The 16,802-nt window shown below is 48.8% G+C and carries 19 protein-coding genes; 15 read left to right on the plus strand and 4 right to left on the minus strand.

Going from position 1 to position 16,802, the window contains the following annotated elements:
* Position 1 precedes the first annotated feature (1 nt).
* The 3 genes from AC2D8L_RS01560 to AC2D8L_RS01570 form a co-directional block, all read right to left on the minus strand.
* A complete protein-coding gene (locus tag AC2D8L_RS01560) occupies positions 2–1,069 on the minus strand; it encodes a YeeE/YedE family protein (RefSeq protein WP_484683696.1) in 1,068 nt (355 codons plus the stop codon).
* A gap of 102 nt (positions 1,070–1,171) precedes the next feature.
* Positions 1,172–1,525, minus strand: a complete 354-nt coding sequence (locus AC2D8L_RS01565; protein WP_484683697.1) for an ArsR/SmtB family transcription factor — start codon at positions 1,523–1,525, stop codon at positions 1,172–1,174.
* A 55-nt stretch (positions 1,526–1,580) separates the two neighbouring features.
* Positions 1,581–1,943, minus strand: a complete 363-nt coding sequence (locus AC2D8L_RS01570; protein WP_484683698.1) for a thioredoxin domain-containing protein — start codon at positions 1,941–1,943, stop codon at positions 1,581–1,583.
* Positions 1,944–2,061: 118 nt separating this feature from the next.
* On the opposite strand from AC2D8L_RS01570, the gene AC2D8L_RS01575 reads away from it, so the two are divergent.
* The 14 genes from AC2D8L_RS01575 (at position 2,062) to AC2D8L_RS01640 (ending at position 14,710) form a co-directional block, all read left to right on the plus strand.
* On the plus strand, positions 2,062–2,796 hold the full coding sequence (locus AC2D8L_RS01575; protein ID WP_484683699.1) for a cytochrome c biogenesis CcdA family protein: 735 nt from the start codon (positions 2,062–2,064) through the stop codon (positions 2,794–2,796).
* Between the two features lie 9 nt (positions 2,797–2,805).
* Positions 2,806–3,381 (plus strand): SoxW family protein, encoded by a 576-nt coding sequence (locus AC2D8L_RS01580; RefSeq protein WP_484683700.1) that lies wholly within the window; start codon positions 2,806–2,808, stop codon positions 3,379–3,381.
* A 144-nt stretch (positions 3,382–3,525) separates the two neighbouring features.
* Positions 3,526–3,987 carry a sulfur oxidation c-type cytochrome SoxX gene (gene soxX / locus AC2D8L_RS01585; RefSeq protein WP_484683701.1) on the plus strand — a complete coding sequence of 154 codons (462 nt, stop codon included), beginning with the start codon at positions 3,526–3,528 and terminating at the stop codon, positions 3,985–3,987.
* A gap of 26 nt (positions 3,988–4,013) precedes the next feature.
* Positions 4,014–4,472 carry a thiosulfate oxidation carrier protein SoxY gene (gene soxY / locus AC2D8L_RS01590; RefSeq protein WP_484683702.1) on the plus strand — a complete coding sequence of 153 codons (459 nt, stop codon included), beginning with the start codon at positions 4,014–4,016 and terminating at the stop codon, positions 4,470–4,472.
* Between the two features lie 27 nt (positions 4,473–4,499).
* Complete coding sequence (gene soxZ, locus AC2D8L_RS01595; protein ID WP_484683703.1) at positions 4,500–4,823, plus strand: thiosulfate oxidation carrier complex protein SoxZ; 324 nt, start codon at positions 4,500–4,502, stop codon at positions 4,821–4,823.
* 55 nt (positions 4,824–4,878) lie between these two features.
* On the plus strand, positions 4,879–5,733 hold the full coding sequence (gene soxA / locus AC2D8L_RS01600) for a sulfur oxidation c-type cytochrome SoxA (protein WP_484683704.1): 855 nt from the start codon (positions 4,879–4,881) through the stop codon (positions 5,731–5,733).
* Between the two features lie 91 nt (positions 5,734–5,824).
* A complete protein-coding gene (soxB, locus tag AC2D8L_RS01605; protein ID WP_484683705.1) occupies positions 5,825–7,516 on the plus strand; it encodes a thiosulfohydrolase SoxB in 1,692 nt (563 codons plus the stop codon).
* A gap of 181 nt (positions 7,517–7,697) precedes the next feature.
* Positions 7,698–8,918, plus strand: a complete 1,221-nt coding sequence (soxC, locus tag AC2D8L_RS01610; RefSeq protein WP_484685135.1) for a sulfite dehydrogenase — start codon at positions 7,698–7,700, stop codon at positions 8,916–8,918.
* Positions 8,902–9,966, plus strand: a complete 1,065-nt coding sequence (locus AC2D8L_RS01615) for a c-type cytochrome (protein ID WP_484683706.1) — start codon at positions 8,902–8,904, stop codon at positions 9,964–9,966. The genes soxC and AC2D8L_RS01615 overlap by 17 nt, the downstream gene beginning before the upstream one ends.
* 38 nt (positions 9,967–10,004) lie before the next feature.
* Positions 10,005–11,276, plus strand: a complete 1,272-nt coding sequence (locus tag AC2D8L_RS01620) for an FAD-dependent oxidoreductase (RefSeq protein WP_484683707.1) — start codon at positions 10,005–10,007, stop codon at positions 11,274–11,276.
* 65 nt (positions 11,277–11,341) lie between these two features.
* Complete coding sequence (locus AC2D8L_RS01625) at positions 11,342–11,620, plus strand: hypothetical protein (protein ID WP_484683708.1); 279 nt, start codon at positions 11,342–11,344, stop codon at positions 11,618–11,620.
* A gap of 74 nt (positions 11,621–11,694) precedes the next feature.
* Positions 11,695–11,994 (plus strand): hypothetical protein, encoded by a 300-nt coding sequence (locus AC2D8L_RS01630; protein WP_484683709.1) that lies wholly within the window; start codon positions 11,695–11,697, stop codon positions 11,992–11,994.
* Positions 11,995–12,076: 82 nt separating this feature from the next.
* A complete protein-coding gene (locus AC2D8L_RS01635; protein WP_484683710.1) occupies positions 12,077–13,396 on the plus strand; it encodes an ATP-binding protein in 1,320 nt (439 codons plus the stop codon).
* A gap of 12 nt (positions 13,397–13,408) precedes the next feature.
* On the plus strand, positions 13,409–14,710 hold the full coding sequence (locus AC2D8L_RS01640; RefSeq protein WP_484683711.1) for a lipopolysaccharide biosynthesis protein: 1,302 nt from the start codon (positions 13,409–13,411) through the stop codon (positions 14,708–14,710).
* A gap of 5 nt (positions 14,711–14,715) precedes the next feature.
* Here AC2D8L_RS01640 and AC2D8L_RS01645 read toward each other — a convergent pair whose 3' ends face one another.
* Positions 14,716–15,171: an Lrp/AsnC family transcriptional regulator gene (locus AC2D8L_RS01645; protein ID WP_484683712.1), complete on the minus strand. Its 456-nt coding sequence runs from the start codon at positions 15,169–15,171 to the stop codon at positions 14,716–14,718.
* Between the two features lie 139 nt (positions 15,172–15,310).
* Here AC2D8L_RS01645 and AC2D8L_RS01650 point away from each other — a divergent pair, with 139 nt between their 5' ends.
* Positions 15,311–16,525 (plus strand): methionine gamma-lyase, encoded by a 1,215-nt coding sequence (locus tag AC2D8L_RS01650; protein ID WP_484683713.1) that lies wholly within the window; start codon positions 15,311–15,313, stop codon positions 16,523–16,525.
* Positions 16,526–16,802: the final 277 nt, after the last annotated feature.

Here is a 16,802-nt window from a genome sequence, read left to right on the forward strand (position 1 = left end):
CCTATTGGGTTCCCAATTGAAATATTCGACCGCCAAGTAAGTAGGCGAGGCCAATGCGAGCGCCCAAGGCGACGGATAGAATTACGATTGGTGCACTTACGGTGAGTAGGGAAGCTGCGCTTAAACCTTGACCAATCGTACACCCTAGCGCCAGTACGCCGCCAAATCCCATAAAGGCAGCGCCTGTTATATGGCGTCCCAATTCGCGTGCGTCGTCGCATGCTTCCCAGCGGACAGAATGTTGTTTGATGGCGCCGATTGCAGCGCCCAAAATTGTGCCAAACACCAAACCAACGCCGTAATCTGGTCCTACGCCTGTGTTTGCGATGAATTGCAAAATGCCATCACCGAGCGGCAGCACAAAGCTGGCTGATTCGAGTTGAACCGGGGCAAATGAGTGTTCTTGAAAATATGAAGTGATCCACCAGCCGCTGGCGATAACTCCACCAACAATAGTCCCCGTCAGCAAGCCAACCTTGTTTTGACGAAATTCTTTGGATTTGAAAATCCAATATGCGCCAATGACTAATATGAGGATCAAAGCTGGGAATTGCGCCCAACCACCCAGCGCGCTGGCAACAAGGGTGGGTATTGATTGGTTTGCGGCAAAGGCTAAATCAATTGATGCATTCTGCTCAATGAATGTGCGGACAGGGGAAAGCGTGCCGCGGCTGGTTGCGAGTGCGGTGATGCCAATAACAAGGAATGCAACAAAGCCCTTTAGACTTCCGCCACCCAGGCGGATAAGTGCACCAAACCCGCAGGTTCCAACTAAGGCCATGCCCAATCCGAAAAACACGCCGCCGATAATGTAGGCGCCGATTGCAAAGTCGGTGGTTAGGTAAAAGCTTGAGCTGAGATCCAAGGTTCCTGTTGAAATGGCTATTTGGGTGACGATCGCGGCGACAAGTGCCGCTAAACCCCAGGTGCGCAATCCACCATAATCGCCAGAATACCATGCCTTCTCGAATGCGGAGAGTGTGCAAAACACGTTTACGCGTGCGACGTATCCTAACAAAATACCAACGGCGATACCTGCCAGAGGCAAGCCATATAGTGGCTCGATCATCTTATCATCTCCCTGTCCCCTGCATCATCATAAGACGCAAATCAGCAAAAAGACAATTGGGTGTGGATAAATGATTTAGTGCGCTAGCAAGCCGTACCGGAGCTATTCGTTTTGGTCTGGCTTCTCGTCGGCGCAGAACATCTCATATAGTTGACCGATGATGTTCGACACTTCGTCGCTTGCAATTGAATAGTAAATTGTGCGGCCTTCGCGCCGGGTATTTACCAATTTGTCAAACCGCAACCGCGCCAATAGCTGTGATACAGATGCTTGTGGCATGGACATAACACGCTCCAAATCCGACACAGATTTTTCGCCCTCAGATAGAATGCAAAGGATGAGCATGCGCGATTCGTGCGAAAGTGCCTTGAGCAATTCGCTTGCTTTTCGTGCCTGTTCCATCATGTCGCGCATTTCTTCTGGAGAAGAATTTTCGCTCAGTTTTGGCAATACCATATGGTTCACATTTATCAATTTGGTTATATTACGTGCTTAGATGTCAAAGAATTGCTCAGTTTTCAAGTTTTTCCATCAATTCATCGAGCAAAAACCAGAAAAATTCATCTCCAGCGTACCCGCGCAAGCGGCCGATCTCTTTGCCGCCGTCAACTAGCACAAATGTTGGCGTGAAGACATCCGACTTTATTTCTGACAAATCTTGAGGCCAAGGCTCATGAATGTCAACTCGCCTCAAGGGCGCAGCCTTGCCTTCCCATGTTTTGGGATAAATTTCGCCAATCTCTGAATTCCATTGTTCGCAATATGTGCAGCCAGCTTGCTCAAGCATCAGCAGTTGCTGCGCTCGCGCCGTGTTGCCGAACAACAGAGTAGCCATCAATGTGGCTAATAGCATTCTTAAAATGGCGGTTTTCATCGTGTGTTCCTGAACCTGAGCGCAATTCTGATTGTACCATTGAAAATATATAGTGGAAATCAAATATATTTGAGTTAAGGTGAGATAGATATGTAAATTGCTATATGTTGGGGCCAGTATGTTGGATGTTACTATTTGGGGAGCGCTAATTGCGGGCGTGCTTTCTTTCTTTTCCCCGTGTGTTCTTCCCATTGTGCCGCCATATCTGGCGTATCTGGCCGGGGTAAGCTTTGAGCAACTTAGCGACGAAGATATGGATGCCGGCGCAGCGCGGCAGATTCTGTTGGCTTCAATTGCGTTCGTTATTGGCTTTTCGACTGTCTTTGTCGCCTTAGGGGCAACGGCCAGCCTGTTGGGGCAAACAATTGCCCAATATTACCATATTCTGTCGATCATCGCCGGGGTGATTATCATCGCGATGGGGCTGCATTTTGTCGGGATCTTGCGCCTTTCGGTTCTCTACCGGGAAGCGCGGGTGCAGGTGAATTCCAAGCCGGTTGGGTTGCTTGGCGCGTTTATCATGGGCCTGGCTTTTGCATTTGGGTGGACGCCATGTGTTGGGCCAATTCTAGCGACCATTTTGTTTGTGGCGGGTTCCGAAGACACCGCTTGGCGCGGCATGAGCCTGTTGTTGGCCTACTCTGCAGGCATCGGCATTCCGTTTATTCTGGCGGGCGCATTTGCTGCCAAATTTATTAAAGTTGCTGGGCGGTTAAAACGGCACATGCGCAAATTAGAAATCGCGATGGGTTTTTTGTTGATCATCACCGGCATTTTGTTTGTGACAGGCAGCATGAGTGCAATTGCACAGTGGCTTTTAGATACATTCCCGGTTTTTGGCACTGTTGGATAGGAGACAATTATGCTTCGAGTTTTGGTGATATTCAGTTTTTTGATCTTGGGAGGCGTAGCGCATGCTGAAACGATCGGCGACGACGGACTTCATAAGCAAGATTGGTTTGCGCTGACATTTCGAGACATCGCCGAGGACATCGAAACTGCCGCCGACGAAGGCAAGCGCCTCGTGCTGATCTTTGAACAACGCGGCTGTATCTATTGCGCCAAAATGCATGAGGATCTCTTGTCGGACCCAGAAGTGGCGGACTATCTCAAAGAGAATTTTATGGTTGTTCAGTACAACATGTTCGGGGATGAAGGGGTTACGGATCTTGATGGCGAAGAGCTGACCGAGAAGACAGCTGCACGCAAATGGGGCTACGTTTTCACCCCAACTTTGGTGTTTTTGCCGGATGTAGTTCCTGCCGAATCCACCAGAGTTTCAAAAGCTGCAGTGGCGACAATGCCTGGGGCATTTGGCAAGTGGACATTCCTAAATATGTTCAAATGGGTGAATGAACGGGGCTATGAAGGCGACGAACATTTCCAAAAATATCATGCACGAATCATAGAGAAACTGCGGGCTGAAGGGCGACTTTGACACTAATGAAAAGCGTCGAAAAAGCGAGAATTTGCATGAAACATATGAACATTTGAATTAATACATTGATTGTAAGGAATTATCGATTTAAGCTCACGATAATGTGAATGAGATCTTGCGATCCATCTCAGGGAGGGGACTGGTATGAGAAAACTGATTATCGCTACCTCAGTGGCGATATTGTGCAGCACGGGTTCTGTGTTTGCAGACGCGGTTGGACCAAATGACGTAAAAATGGTCGACGCGGTTATTGAAAATTCATTGACTGGGCAAACGGGTGATCCTGTTGCGGGTCGGGATATCATGATCAACCGCAAGTTGGGCAATTGCCTTGCCTGCCATATGAATTCTGAAATTCCAGAACAGCCGTTTCATGGCGAAGTTGGTCCTCCATTGGACGGTGTAGCAAGTCGTTGGAGCGAAGGCGAAATGCGCGCGATCTTGGTGAATGTAAAAGAGGCAATGAATCCAGATTCAATTATGCCCTCATTTTACAGTCTAGACCTTGGTGTTCGCGTGGCGGAGAAATTTGCTGGCAAAACAATTTTGCAGCCCCAGCAAGTTGAAGATGTATTGGCCTACTTGATGACGTTGAAAGACGAATAGGTAAAGCCATGAACAAGGAGACAAGAATGAGCATATCAAGACGCAAAGTGATTGCGCTGGGTGCTGCCGGCCTTGGTGCGATTGCAGTGACTGGGTTCCAGTCTAGCATTGCATTTGGAGATGATGCAGCATCGCAAGCAGCTATTGATGCGTTTGCAGGTGGCGCGACCATTGGCGAAGGTAGAATTTCACTTACTGCACCGGAGATCGCAGAGAACGGCAACACAGTTCCAGTGTCGGTAGATGTTGAAAGCCCAATGACCGAAGCGGACTATGTTGTGTCTGTTATGATTTTGGCAGAAGGCAACCCGAACCCCGGCGTTGTCACGATGAATTTCACCCCAATGAGTGGCGTTGCTTCTTCCACGACACGTATTCGTTTAGCGAAAACACAAAATGTGATCGCTGTGGCGAAGATGAGCGATGGCTCGGTGTTCATGGATAAGAAACTCGTCAAAGTAACAATTGGCGGTTGTGGCGGCTAAGCGGCCGAGAAATTAGGAGAGACAATTATGGCTTCAAAACCTCGCGTTAAAGTGCCTAAAAAAGCTGCCGCTGGTGATGTTATTACGATTAAAACATTGATCAGCCACGCTATGGAAAGCGGGCAACGTAAAGGAAAAGATGGAAATCTGATCCCACGTAAAATCATCAACAAGTTTACAGCGGACTTCAACGGCACGACGGTATTTTCAGCTGATATCGAGCCGGGCGTAGCGGCGAACCCGTTCATCGAGTTCAATGTGAAGGTCACTGAGAGTGGCACATTTAACTTCACGTGGGTTGATGATGATGGTTCTGAATATTCGTCGAGCAAAGATATCGCGGTAAATTAATTAGATAGACGACGGGCTGGGAGGCTCGAAATCTGTTGTTTAGAGGAGGAGACAGATGATCAAAAAAGGGGGGATAATTGCCGCTCTTGGTCTTAGTGCAATCGTTGCGACTTTGATGTCGCCGGCGCTGGCCGATCCGGACAATAATCAACTGATCATTGAAGGCGAGCTTATCATTACTGATGTGGCTGCACCCGATAGTTCACCACTTGACCATATCTATTCTGGTTGGCGTTTCCGTTCACCAGAAACGCAGTCATTGCAAATGGATGACTTTGAAAATCCAGGATTTGTTGCAGTTGATGATGCAGCGGAAACCTGGGAGAGGGCAGAAGGCAGCGAAGGCAAGTCCTGCGCATCTTGTCATGAAGACGTTTCGAGCTTAGCTGGATTACGTGCAGAACTTCCAAAATGGGATGAGGCAACCAATAAGCCAGCAACGATGGAAAATTTGATCAATCGTTGTCGTCAGGATCGCATGGGCGCTGAGCCTTGGGGTTGGGAAGCAAAAGAAATGCTGAACATGACCGCTTTGATCAGCGTTCAATCTCGCGGCATGCCGGTAAACATTCAAACTGACGGACCAATGGCTGAGTGGATGGAAAAGGGTAAAGACCTTTATTACACTCGTGTTGGCCAACTCAACATGTCCTGTTCGAATTGCCATGAAGACAATTACGGCAATCAAATTCGTTCAGATCACTTGAGCCAAGGACAAACCAATGGTTTCCCTGTTTATCGACTGAAGTGGGCAGGTCTAGGTTCCATCCATCGTCGCTTCAAAGGTTGTATGCAAAATATTCGTGCAACACCGTTTAAGCGTGGATCTGATGAGTTTATCGCCCTTGAAGCCTATGTGGCGTCACGTGGTGCTGGCCTGGCGGTTGAAGGACCGTCTGTGCGGAACTAGTAACGTTTAGTTATGGCGACGGCGCTATTTGAGTGCCGTCGCCTTTTTGTAAGCCCAGTTTGGGCGATTTCATAAAATAGGGGTGTTTGATATGCTTTCTCGTCGTGAGTTTTTGATGGCGGCCGTAGCAACGTCAGCAATTGGTGGAGTTGGCATGTCTGGGCAATGGGCTCGGGCGGCAGCACGCCAAGAACTAACTCAGGGCGATTTGCTGGATATGGATGGCTACGGGAATGTTACTCTCGTGCATATCACTGATCTACATGCCCAACTAAAGCCTGTTTATTTCCGCGAGCCGTCAATTAATTTGGGCGTTGGCGATGTTAACGGCTTACCGCCCCATGTTACGGGGAAAGATTTTCTCGATCTGTACAATATTGTTCCCGGTTCTGCCGATGCATACGCGCTGACTTCTGAAGATTATGTCAGCCTAGCGCATGGATACGGCAAAATGGGCGGTATGGACCGCATCGCAACTGTCGTGAATTCCATTCGTTCGGAACGTTCTGACAACATGCTGCTGCTTGATGGCGGTGATACTTGGCAGGGCAGTTACACCTCGAACCAGACCCAAGGCGCGGATATGGTTGAGGTTATGAATTCCTTGCAACCTGACGCAATGACCGGGCACTGGGAATTCACTTATGGCGTTGACCGGGTTACGGAAATCGTCGACGAGCTGCCATTCTCATTTTTGGGTTCCAATATCTACGACGCGGAATGGAATGAGCCAGCATTTGAAGGATATAAGATCTTTGAACGCGGTGGCGTAAAAATCGGCGTTGTTGGGCAAGCTTTCCCATATACGCCAATTGCAAATCCACGTTGGATGTTCCCGAACTGGTCGTTCGGTATTCGCGAAGAAGATATTGTCCGCAATATTGAAGCGGCGCGAGCAGATGGGGCTGAACTTATTGTTTTGCTTTCCCACAACGGGTTTGACGTTGATCGTGCATTGGCGAAACGCGTCGACGGCATCGATGTCATTTTGTGCGGTCACACCCACGATGCATTGCCAGAGCCGCTATTGGTGAATGGCACATTACTTGTTGCGACAGGATCGCATGGGAAGTTTGTCTCGCGTCTTGATTTGGATGTGCAGGGCGGCGAAGTCAAAGGCTTCAAATACCGTTTGGTGCCGATTTTCTCTGATGTAATTGCACCCGATGCGTCCATGACGGCGCTGGTTGATAAAGTCCGTGCGCCTTACAAAGAAGAGTTGGCCCGAGAATTGGGCACAACGGATAGTCTTTTGTATCGCCGTGGGAACTTCAACGGCACCTTCGATGATTTGATTTGTCAGGCATTGATCGAGGAAAGAGATGCGGACATTTCGCTTTCACCCGGCTTTAGATGGGGTACGAGTGTGTTGCCCGGTCAAGCGATCACGGTTGAAGATTTACACAATGCGTGTGCGATGACATATCCGTCCGCTTATCGCTCAGAAATGACCGGCAAAACCATTCACGACATTTTGGAAGACGTCGCGGACAATCTGTTCAATGTTGACCCATATTACCAGCAAGGTGGTGACATGGTGCGTGTGGGCGGCATGGGGTACACGATTGACCCGGCCAAGACTATCGGCAACCGCATTACGGACATGACCATGCTGAAAACGGGCGAGAGAATTGCTCCAGACAGTACCTATATTGTAGCCGGATGGGCGTCGGTTAGCGAGGACGTCGAGGGTCCTGCAATTTGGGATGTTGTGGAAGATCATCTGAAAAAGAACCCGGTTGTCGCGCTAGAAGCAAACCGGTCAGTAAAAGTAATTTCCTGATAAATCAAAGATTTAGAGATTGTTTTGATTTATGCGTAGGAATCTGTTCAAATACATATGAAAAACCATATGAATAGAGAAAGGCGTCATCGGGGTGAGTGAAATAGCAAAACCGAAAAACGCAAATGAAGCTGGTAAGAAATTGAATCAAGGGCGGCGTGCTTTCTTGAAGAATGGTCTTATGGTTGGCGGCGCTGCTGCAATTGGCGCAGCGAGTGCTGGCGTAGCCAACGCTTCAGGTGAAGATGTCATTTTGCAAAAGCAAGATTGGCGCACCACATTGGGCGACGGTGTTGGTGAACGGCCATATGGGTTTCCGTCCGAACATGAAAAGCATGTTATCCGCCGGAATGTGGAATGGCTGACGGCTGACCCAATCAGCTCTGTTAGTTTTACGCCATTGCATGAATTGGACGGCATTATTACACCAAACGGGGTTTGTTTTGAGCGGCATCATGGCGGTATCGCCGAGATTGACCCAACGGCTCATCGGTTGATGATCCATGGGTTGGTGGATACGCCATTGGTTTTTACCCTCGAAGACCTGAAGCGCTTCCCGCGCGAGAACCGCGTTCACTTTCTTGAATGTGCAGCCAATTCCGGGATGGAATGGCGTGGCGCGCAACTTAATGGCGTGCAGTTCACCCACGGTATGATCCACAATGTAATGTATACCGGTGTGAAATTGCGGCACGTATTGGAAGAAGCAGGCATCAAGCCGAACGGCAAATGGCTGTTGGCTGAAGGTGGCGACGCTTCTGGAATGACGCGCTCTATTCCGATGGAAAAAGCGTTGGACGATTGCATGATTGCCTTCAAAATGAATGGTGAAGCGCTGCGTCCGGAACAGGGATATCCAATGCGGCTTGTCGTGCCGGGTTGGGAAGGCAACATGTGGATCAAATGGTTGCGACGGATCGAAGTTGGTGACCAGCCATGGCAGCAGCGCGAAGAGACGTCGAAATATACAGATTTGATGCCAGACGGCCGTTCGCGTCGGTTTACTTGGCAAATGGATGTGAAGTCTGTGATTACAAGTCCTAGTCCGCAAGTGCCGATTACACATGGCAAAGGACGCACTGTCATCACTGGGCTCGCTTGGTCTGGCGCGGGTAAAATATCGCGCGTGGATGTTTCTGTTGATGGTGGTCGTAATTGGCTGCCTGCGCGGATTGATGGCCCTAGTTTTTCTCGATCGGTACACAGATTTTATCTTGATTATGAATGGAACGGTGAGCCGCTTTATTTGCAGTCTCGAGCGATGGATGAAGATGGCAATCTACAGCCAACCAAAGACGCATTGCGTGCTGTACGCGGAGTGAATTCGATCTATCACAATAACGGTATTCAGACATGGTATGTGGCAAAAGACGGAGTGACGGAAAATGTTGAAGTTTCTTAAATTTGCCGCGCTCAGCGCTGTTGCCGCTATTGCATTGTCAGGCGCGGCGCTTGCACAGGGCGACGCGGCTGCTGGGGCGAAAGTATTCAAAAAATGCAAGGCCTGCCACGCGGTGGGTGATGGTGCGAAGAACAAAGTTGGACCTCATCTTAATGAGGTTTTCGGCCGCCTTGCGGGTTCGATTGAAGGGTTCAAATATTCCAAAGCAATGCTTGGGAAAGGTGAAGCGGGTTTGGTGTGGGATGACGCCAATATGGCGGAATTCCTCAAAAAACCTAAAGCATTCATCAAAGGCACGAAGATGTCGTTTGCTGGTTTACGAAAGCAAAAAGACACTGATAACTTGTTGGCCTATTTGCGAACATTTTCTGGACCACAAGAAGAAGCTGTGGTCGAGGAAGTGACGACAGCTCCGGTTGTCGAGGAAGTCGCAACCGTGGCCACTCCGATGGAAATGGAAGTGCCAACGCACGGCATTTTTCATCTGGGGCGGGTGGCAACTGCCGACGAAATTTTGGCATGGGACCATGACGTGAGACCGGACGGCGTGGGTTTGCCAGCAGGGCGTGGTAATGTTCTTGATGGCGAAGAAATCTTCATTGATAAATGTGCTTCTTGTCACGGTGATTTCGGCGAAGGCGTTGGCAGATGGCCGGTGCTTGCTGGCGGGCAAGACACATTGCAAGACGAGAGGCCTGTTAAAACTATTGGGTCATATTGGCCTTATCTTTCAACGGTTTACGATTATGTACAACGGGCGATGCCATTCGGTGATGTGGGCAGTCTGTCCGACGATGACACCTATGCGCTCACGGCCTATTTGCTTTATTTAAACGACATTGTTGATGATGAAGAGTTTGAGCTTTCAAATGAAAACTTTTTGTCCGTTGAAATGCCGAATAGCGCGAGCTTTTATACGGATGATCGGACGGATGAGCCAAGTTATGGTACAAGTGTAGAACCCTGTATGAGCGAATGTAAACCTGGCCCGGTAGAGATTACAAAACGGGCACAAGTTTTGGATGTGACGCCAGACGAGGGTAGTTAGCTCGCGCACAATTTATGCGGTAAATGTCGGAGGAAACAATGAGTTTTGATCGTCGGGGATTTATCGCGTTGGGCGCCGCCAGTGCTGCAACTTTGGCAATGCCAGCAATTGCACGTGCACAGGTTAAGCCACGTGTTGTCGTGATCGGTGGGGGAGCAGGCGGTGCGTCCGCCGCTCGCTCTATGGCGGGGCTTGCAAATGGGGAGTTAGACATAACGCTTGTTGAGCCGAAAAAGACTTATACGACCTGCTTTTTCTCCAATTTGTATCTGGCTAATTTTCGTAGCTTCTCTTCCATCACACACTCATATTCTTCACTACAGGAAGTTGATGGGATCAGTGTCGTTCACGAATACGCAGCGCAGATTGACCGCGACCGGCAGCGTGTGATTTTTGCGTCTGGTAACATTGTCGAATATGATCGGCTTGTTCTTTCTCCCGGTATCGAACTGGATTTTGAAACGACGCCTGGATACTCGAAAGAGGATGTTCAGATTGCACCACATGCCTGGCAGGCTGGTGAACAAACCCAGTTGTTAAGGCGGAAGCTGGATGGCATTGAAGATGGTCAAGAGATCATCATCGTCCCGCCGGATTACCCATATCGTTGCCCACCAGGCCCATATGAGCGTGCTTCCATGATGGCGCATTTGCTGACGGCAAAAGGGCATACGAATTCCCGAATTACTATTCTTGACCCTAAGCCAAGCTTCTCCAAACAAGCTTTGTTTTCGCAAGGCTGGGAACAGCATTATCCGGGTATGATCGAATGGTTGGGACCAGATATTCATGGTGGCATTACCAATATTGATGCGAAATCTGGAATTGTAGAAACAGATTTCGATGATTTTGAAGGCGATCTGCTCAATATCATTCCCGGTCAGTTGGCCGGGAAGATCGCCAGCACGGCCCAATTGGTGAACGAAACAGGTTTTTGTGAAATTGACGGGACGTCGATGCGTTCGCAAATGGACCCAAATATCTATGTCATTGGTGATAGCTGCATTGCAGGGAAAATGCCGAAATCGGCCTTTTCGGCAAATAGCCAAGCAAAAGTGTGTGCTCGAAATGTTGTCGCGGACCTATCGGGTAGTGACCGCGGTGCGGCCGAGTTTGGCAATGCGTGCTACAGTTTGATTTCGGATGATAATGGAGCGGTCGTTAGCGCGACATTCAAGGCAGAAATGCAAAAGATTGTGCCAACTTCAAGCCATGTTTCTCAGTTAGAAGAAACGCCAGAAGAACGCGCCCAGACTTTTGCCCAATCATTGGACTGGTATGCGGAAATTAGTTCTGAGATGTTTGGCTGACCATTTAAATTGGTAATCATAACGCAACCTCATTTTGCTAGATTCCAAAGCGAGTGGGGAACGTGATGTCACAGAATTTAAATTTTCAAGGGAAATTACGGGTAGCGGTTTATGTTGGCACATTTGGTTTGCCGACTTTATTGATGCTCATCGTATTACTGCAGCCATTTTACGAGCCGAAATGGATGTTTTTGGATGCGTTGACTGCTGCTCAGTTGTCGAAAGATTGTTGTCATTCATATTATGGCGCGGTGTCCAACCTTGGTATTTTGCTTTGGGCGGCAACAGCTGCGATCATGATGTTTACAGGATTTGTGCTGTTCGCCAGCAAATCTGAAAAATAAACACCCGATTTGCAATCGCCGGCGGCGCGCTTTCCGGTTGGCTGGCGCTCGACGATCTCTATCTGTTGCATGAGTTGGTTTTACCCACATTGGGTGTGCCGCAATTGGTGGTGATGGCGATCTATATCGGGCTGACAGCAATATATGTTCTTACTAGCTGGCGGATAATCGCAAAAAGTGAATTTTGGATATTGCTGATTGGCGGCGGCGCGTTAGCGACTTCTGTTGGTGTCGATAGTCTTTTTCACAGCCTTGCACCCCAACTAGTTTACATCGAAGACAGTGCCAAATTTGTTGGCATATTTTGTTGGTTTAGTTTCCACGCGCTGACTGCAGGAAAATTCATGAGTTTAAACATTCGTTCCGCGCAGTAACCTATCTGCAACGAGATTTGCGTAAAGTTGAGTTAACTGTGCCGGGCAACAAAGTCCGGGATTACTTTTGCAGAGAGCTTTGATGAACGCTGTTCCTAAACATCAATCGAACAATGTCAGTGCGGCAAGGCCGGATGATCAAGTCGAGACTACAACCTCTCCATCCACTAAAAATGCCTATGATCCAGCACAGAAACAGCGCATTTTGTTACTTGGCAATTATCGGCCGACATTGACACTTGCTCGAATTTTGACAAACCAAGGGCATGTGGTGTTTTCCGGCGATGAAGGTTGGGAAGGCGGGGCTCAGTTCAGCCGCGCGGTACATAGCATGTGGCAGCATCCTTCTATCTCCACGGATAAAGTAGAATTTTTTGAAGGCTTGTCAGATTTTGTTGCAGAGCAGCAAATTTCGTTGATCTATCCGGTGAGCGAAAGTTTCGTCACCGCATTTATGGATCATCCTGAATGGGTGAAAAACTTGCCGCCGGTTGCAATGAATGCACCTGAGCAAATTCGTGCATGTCTAGATAAATTTGGCATGTATGAGCGGGCTCAACGCGTGGGCGTGCCGACCTTGTTGTTTTCACGTGTGGAGAATGTTGATCAGCTCACAACCACCCTTAAGAGCCTTGGCACGCCGTTGGTTATTCGGCCGGAAAGTCCAAACGGGCGATTTGACAATAAGAAGGTTTTCACCATCCGTGATGATGATGACTTAAAGTGGTTTATTGAATATTGGGCGCCTGAAGAGACAGCCTTGCTGTGTCAACGCCATGCGTCTGGACCACGTCATAATATCTATTTTGCGGCTGATCGCGGTCAAATTTTTCAATATTTGGAAGCGCGTATCATCAAAACCGATATCCCTGATGGCTCAGGGCTCGCGACGGAAGGCATCACGGTTGAACCTGATGAGCAATTGCGTGAATTTACCCAAGCCCTTTGCAGTGATCTAAACTATACAGGTATCGGTTGTGCGCAATATTTGGTTGACCCAGAAACGGGCGAAATTAGTTTCCTTGAAATTAATTCCCGGATTGCTGGCAACCATAAAGTACCTGAAGCGGCAGGTCTAAGCCTGACAAACATTCCAATGTTACTGGCGTTTGAGCAGCCACTAGATTTTGTTCGTCGCGAGGGACGTACCGGTTTGCGATATGTTTGGACGACTGGCGCATTTGTTGGGGCAAAAGTTGGGTGGATCCGTGGCGACTTGAATATGTTGCAAGCCGTTGGCTGGATGTTGCGTGCTGTTTTTTGGGGAATTGTTGCGGACATACACATGGTATTTTCGTGGCGCGACCCAAAACCTGCCTTTATGGCGCTGGGTGCTGTACTGCCCTCGTTTGACGGCATCACACGACGGGTCAAATCGCTGTTTCAATTCAAATTCAGATAAGGCGGTCGGGTCGTGGCCACTCCAATATATTCGCGCTTCTTCGCTAAGTTCTCCTTGCTCACGCTTGCGCGGCTTGCTGGAGCACTGGCGGCGTTCGCTGCCAATATTTTGATTGCGCGATCGTTCGGTGCGAAGAGCCTTGGCGAATTTTCCTTTATTCTATCGATTGGGGCGCTGCTGGGCGTATTGTTGTCGCTTGGGTTTGGTTCTGTTGCGACAATTTTTGCTGCTGAATATCAGGCCAAAGGCAAAGTCAAATCCTTGCTCGCAGCATATGTGATGAATGCGCGGCAGGAGATTTTGGTCGCAAGTTTGCTTGTTGGCACCTTGGCGGCCTGTGCATTTGCATTTTATCCAGGCCTGTTTGTCGGCAAGTCATTCACGCTGCCGCTTCTTGTTGTCGCGTTCGGTTTAGTCGTTGCGCTTGTTTCGCTTTATTCGGGTTTGCTTATTGGGCTTGGTCGGCAAGTTGCTGGCATGTTGCCAGAATCGATAATTCGACCCTTCGTGTTCTTATTAGCGCTCGGTATTGCTGCCTATATGGGTGTGCAGTTTGATGGCGAGATGATCTTTTATGTCGCAATATTGAGCGCCGGAATGGCGCTGATTGTGCTGGTTTTGGCGTCTCTTGATATTGGTGCGTCCAAGCTTGTTGACGTGCCCAAAGATGAAAAATCCCGCTGGCGCAAGAATGCTTATCCTTGGACAATCACGACGTTGGTCTGGGACTACTTTATTGAAGTCCATATTTTGCTGGCCGGGCTGCTGGTTGCGCCAGTTGAGGTTGCAGTGTTGCATGTATGTTTCCGCTTTCGGGTTCTTGCAGGGTTCGGCATGCGCACACTATACGCATTGCTGATGCCTGATATTGTTAGCGCCAACGCGCTCGCTGACCGCGCTGGAGTTCTGGCGAAACTGAAGCGGACTTCGGTTTATGCCATCGGATATGGCGTTGCGGTGATGTTGGGATTTGCCTTGATCGGCGATCTGTTGTTGGCGCTTTTTGGTGACGCATTCAGCAACGCCAAACCAATTCTACTCGCAGTATCGTCTACCATTTTCGTTCGGGCCATTTTTGGGCCAGCACCAGCGATTTTGTCCATGAATGGGCAGCAAGTGCCGACCGCAATCATAATGGGTGCAGCGCTTCTATTGTCTATAGTTGGTAGCTGGTTGAGCTACGCTGAATTTGGTATTTATGGCATTGCACTCAGCTATGCGGCGGCGAATTTCCTTGCGTCGTTGGCGCTCTGGATGATCGCGCGCGCGCGCACCGGAATTGATGGTTCAGTTCTTTGTCTTATCACTAGATAGCAGCTTTAAATGGCTGGGTAGGTGTTGGTGCGTTTTACTTCGCCATAAGCAAAGCTAGTTTCAATCGCTGCGACACCTGAAATTTTATGGATGCGTTGGCGCGTGAAACGTTCATAGTCTTCCAAACTGCCAACAACAACACGCAATAGATAGTCCCAGTCACCCGTCATGAGATGGCATTCAAGAATTTCATCGATCCGAAGGACCGCGGTTTCGAATTCGTTCACAACATTTTCAGTGTGATGTTGCAGCTTGATTCTCACGAAAACGGTGACCGGCAATCCGTATTTTCCTTGATCAACGATTGCGCAATAGCCCTTTATCACACCGGATTTTTCAAGGTTTTTCAAACGACGCAAACATGGGGACGGGGACAGGTTTACACGCTCTGCTAGTTCCTGGTTGGTCAGGCGACCATTCGCTTGCAATTCACGTATGATCTTTTGATCCGTTTTATCCATTTTTGGCTCCACCGCGCAATTAAATGCTAATAGTGACAAGTTCTTGATCAATATTGGTCATAAAATGCCTTCAAATAAGCAGTATCATGGTGTCAGATTTGGCGCAATGTTCGCCACTTATCATTTGGAGGAATGCGAAATGAAAGAAGACGCCCTAGGACGCCCATTGGGTTTTTCAACAAATGCGATCCATCATGGATATGATCCTCTGGACGAAGAGGGGGCATTGACGCCGCCACTTCACCTCACGTCAACATTCGCATTTGAGTCTGCAGAACATGGTGGTGATATCTTCGCTGGCGAGCAGCCGGGCCATGTTTATTCCCGGATATCTAATCCGACATGTGATCTTTTGGAGCGCCGAATTGCGATTTTGGAAGGAGCTGAGGCCGGATTGGCAAACGCTTCTGGCATGGGGTCGATTACTTCTGTGATGTGGACGTTTCTGTCACCGGGCGACGAGGTCATTTGTGATGAAACGCTTTATGGGTGCACGTTTGCTTACTTCCAGCATGGCTTGGCGAAGTTTGGCATAAAGATCACCCATGTGGATATGACCAACCCCGAAAATGTGCGGGCAGCGATCAGTGAAAAAACCAAAATTGTGTATTTTGAAACTGTAGCCAACCCGAACATGCGTTTGGTCGACGTTGCTGCTGTTTCAGGTATCGCCCATGAGGCGGGCGCAAAAGTTGTCGTTGATAACACATACACTACGCCATATTTGATGCGACCGATTGAGTTGGGCGCGGACATTGTTGTGCATTCAGCGACCAAATATTTGGGCGGTCATGGCGACGTGATTGCAGGTCTTGTTGCGGGATCGCTAGAAGACATAAGTCAAATTCGCCTCGTCGGCATGAAAGACATGACGGGCGCGGTGATGGCGCCCTTCAATGCAATGTTGATTTTACGCGGCCTAAAAACTTTGCAATTGCGGATGGATCGACATTGTTCGAGTGCGATGAAAGTGGCTCAAGCACTAGAAGCACATCCGATGGTTTCCGAAGTGCATTTCCCCGGTCTTGAGAGCTTTCCCCAGCATGCCTTGGCGAAGCGCACCATGAAAGACTTTGGCGGCATGATCGCCTTTGAAGTCATTGGTGGTATTGAAGCCGGAAAAGCAACGATGAACCGCTTGAAAATGATCAAGCGAGCAGTGAGCTTGGGTGACGCTGAAACATTAATTCAGCATCCGGCGAGCATGACACACTCGACATATACGCCAGAAGAACGAGCAGCACATTTGATCAGCGAAGGTTTGGTTCGCATGTCTGTCGGCCTTGAAGAACCTGATGACATTATCGCTGATATTGTGCAGGCATTGCCAACTACAAACCAAAAAGTCGCCTAATAGGGATAGACGGCGGTCGCATCTTAATGGTGCGACCACGACTGCGGTGTGCTGTTTTGCCAGAATGCGACTTGTTTTCGGTTTTTGGATGTGTAAGATGTCGGACAACTTGTAATCTGGACGTTTCTCTTCTTTTGTACGCTGGACGAACCTGAGAATTGAGCATGATCTAACAAGGCATCTGTTTGTTGAAATAAATTGCCATCTAACATATACATCATACGTCTGACGTCTTCTCTTTGTGAGCGACGCGATATATAGAAGTTTTAAAGACCTA

Source organism: Maritalea sp. YIW29, assembly GCF_057219265.1.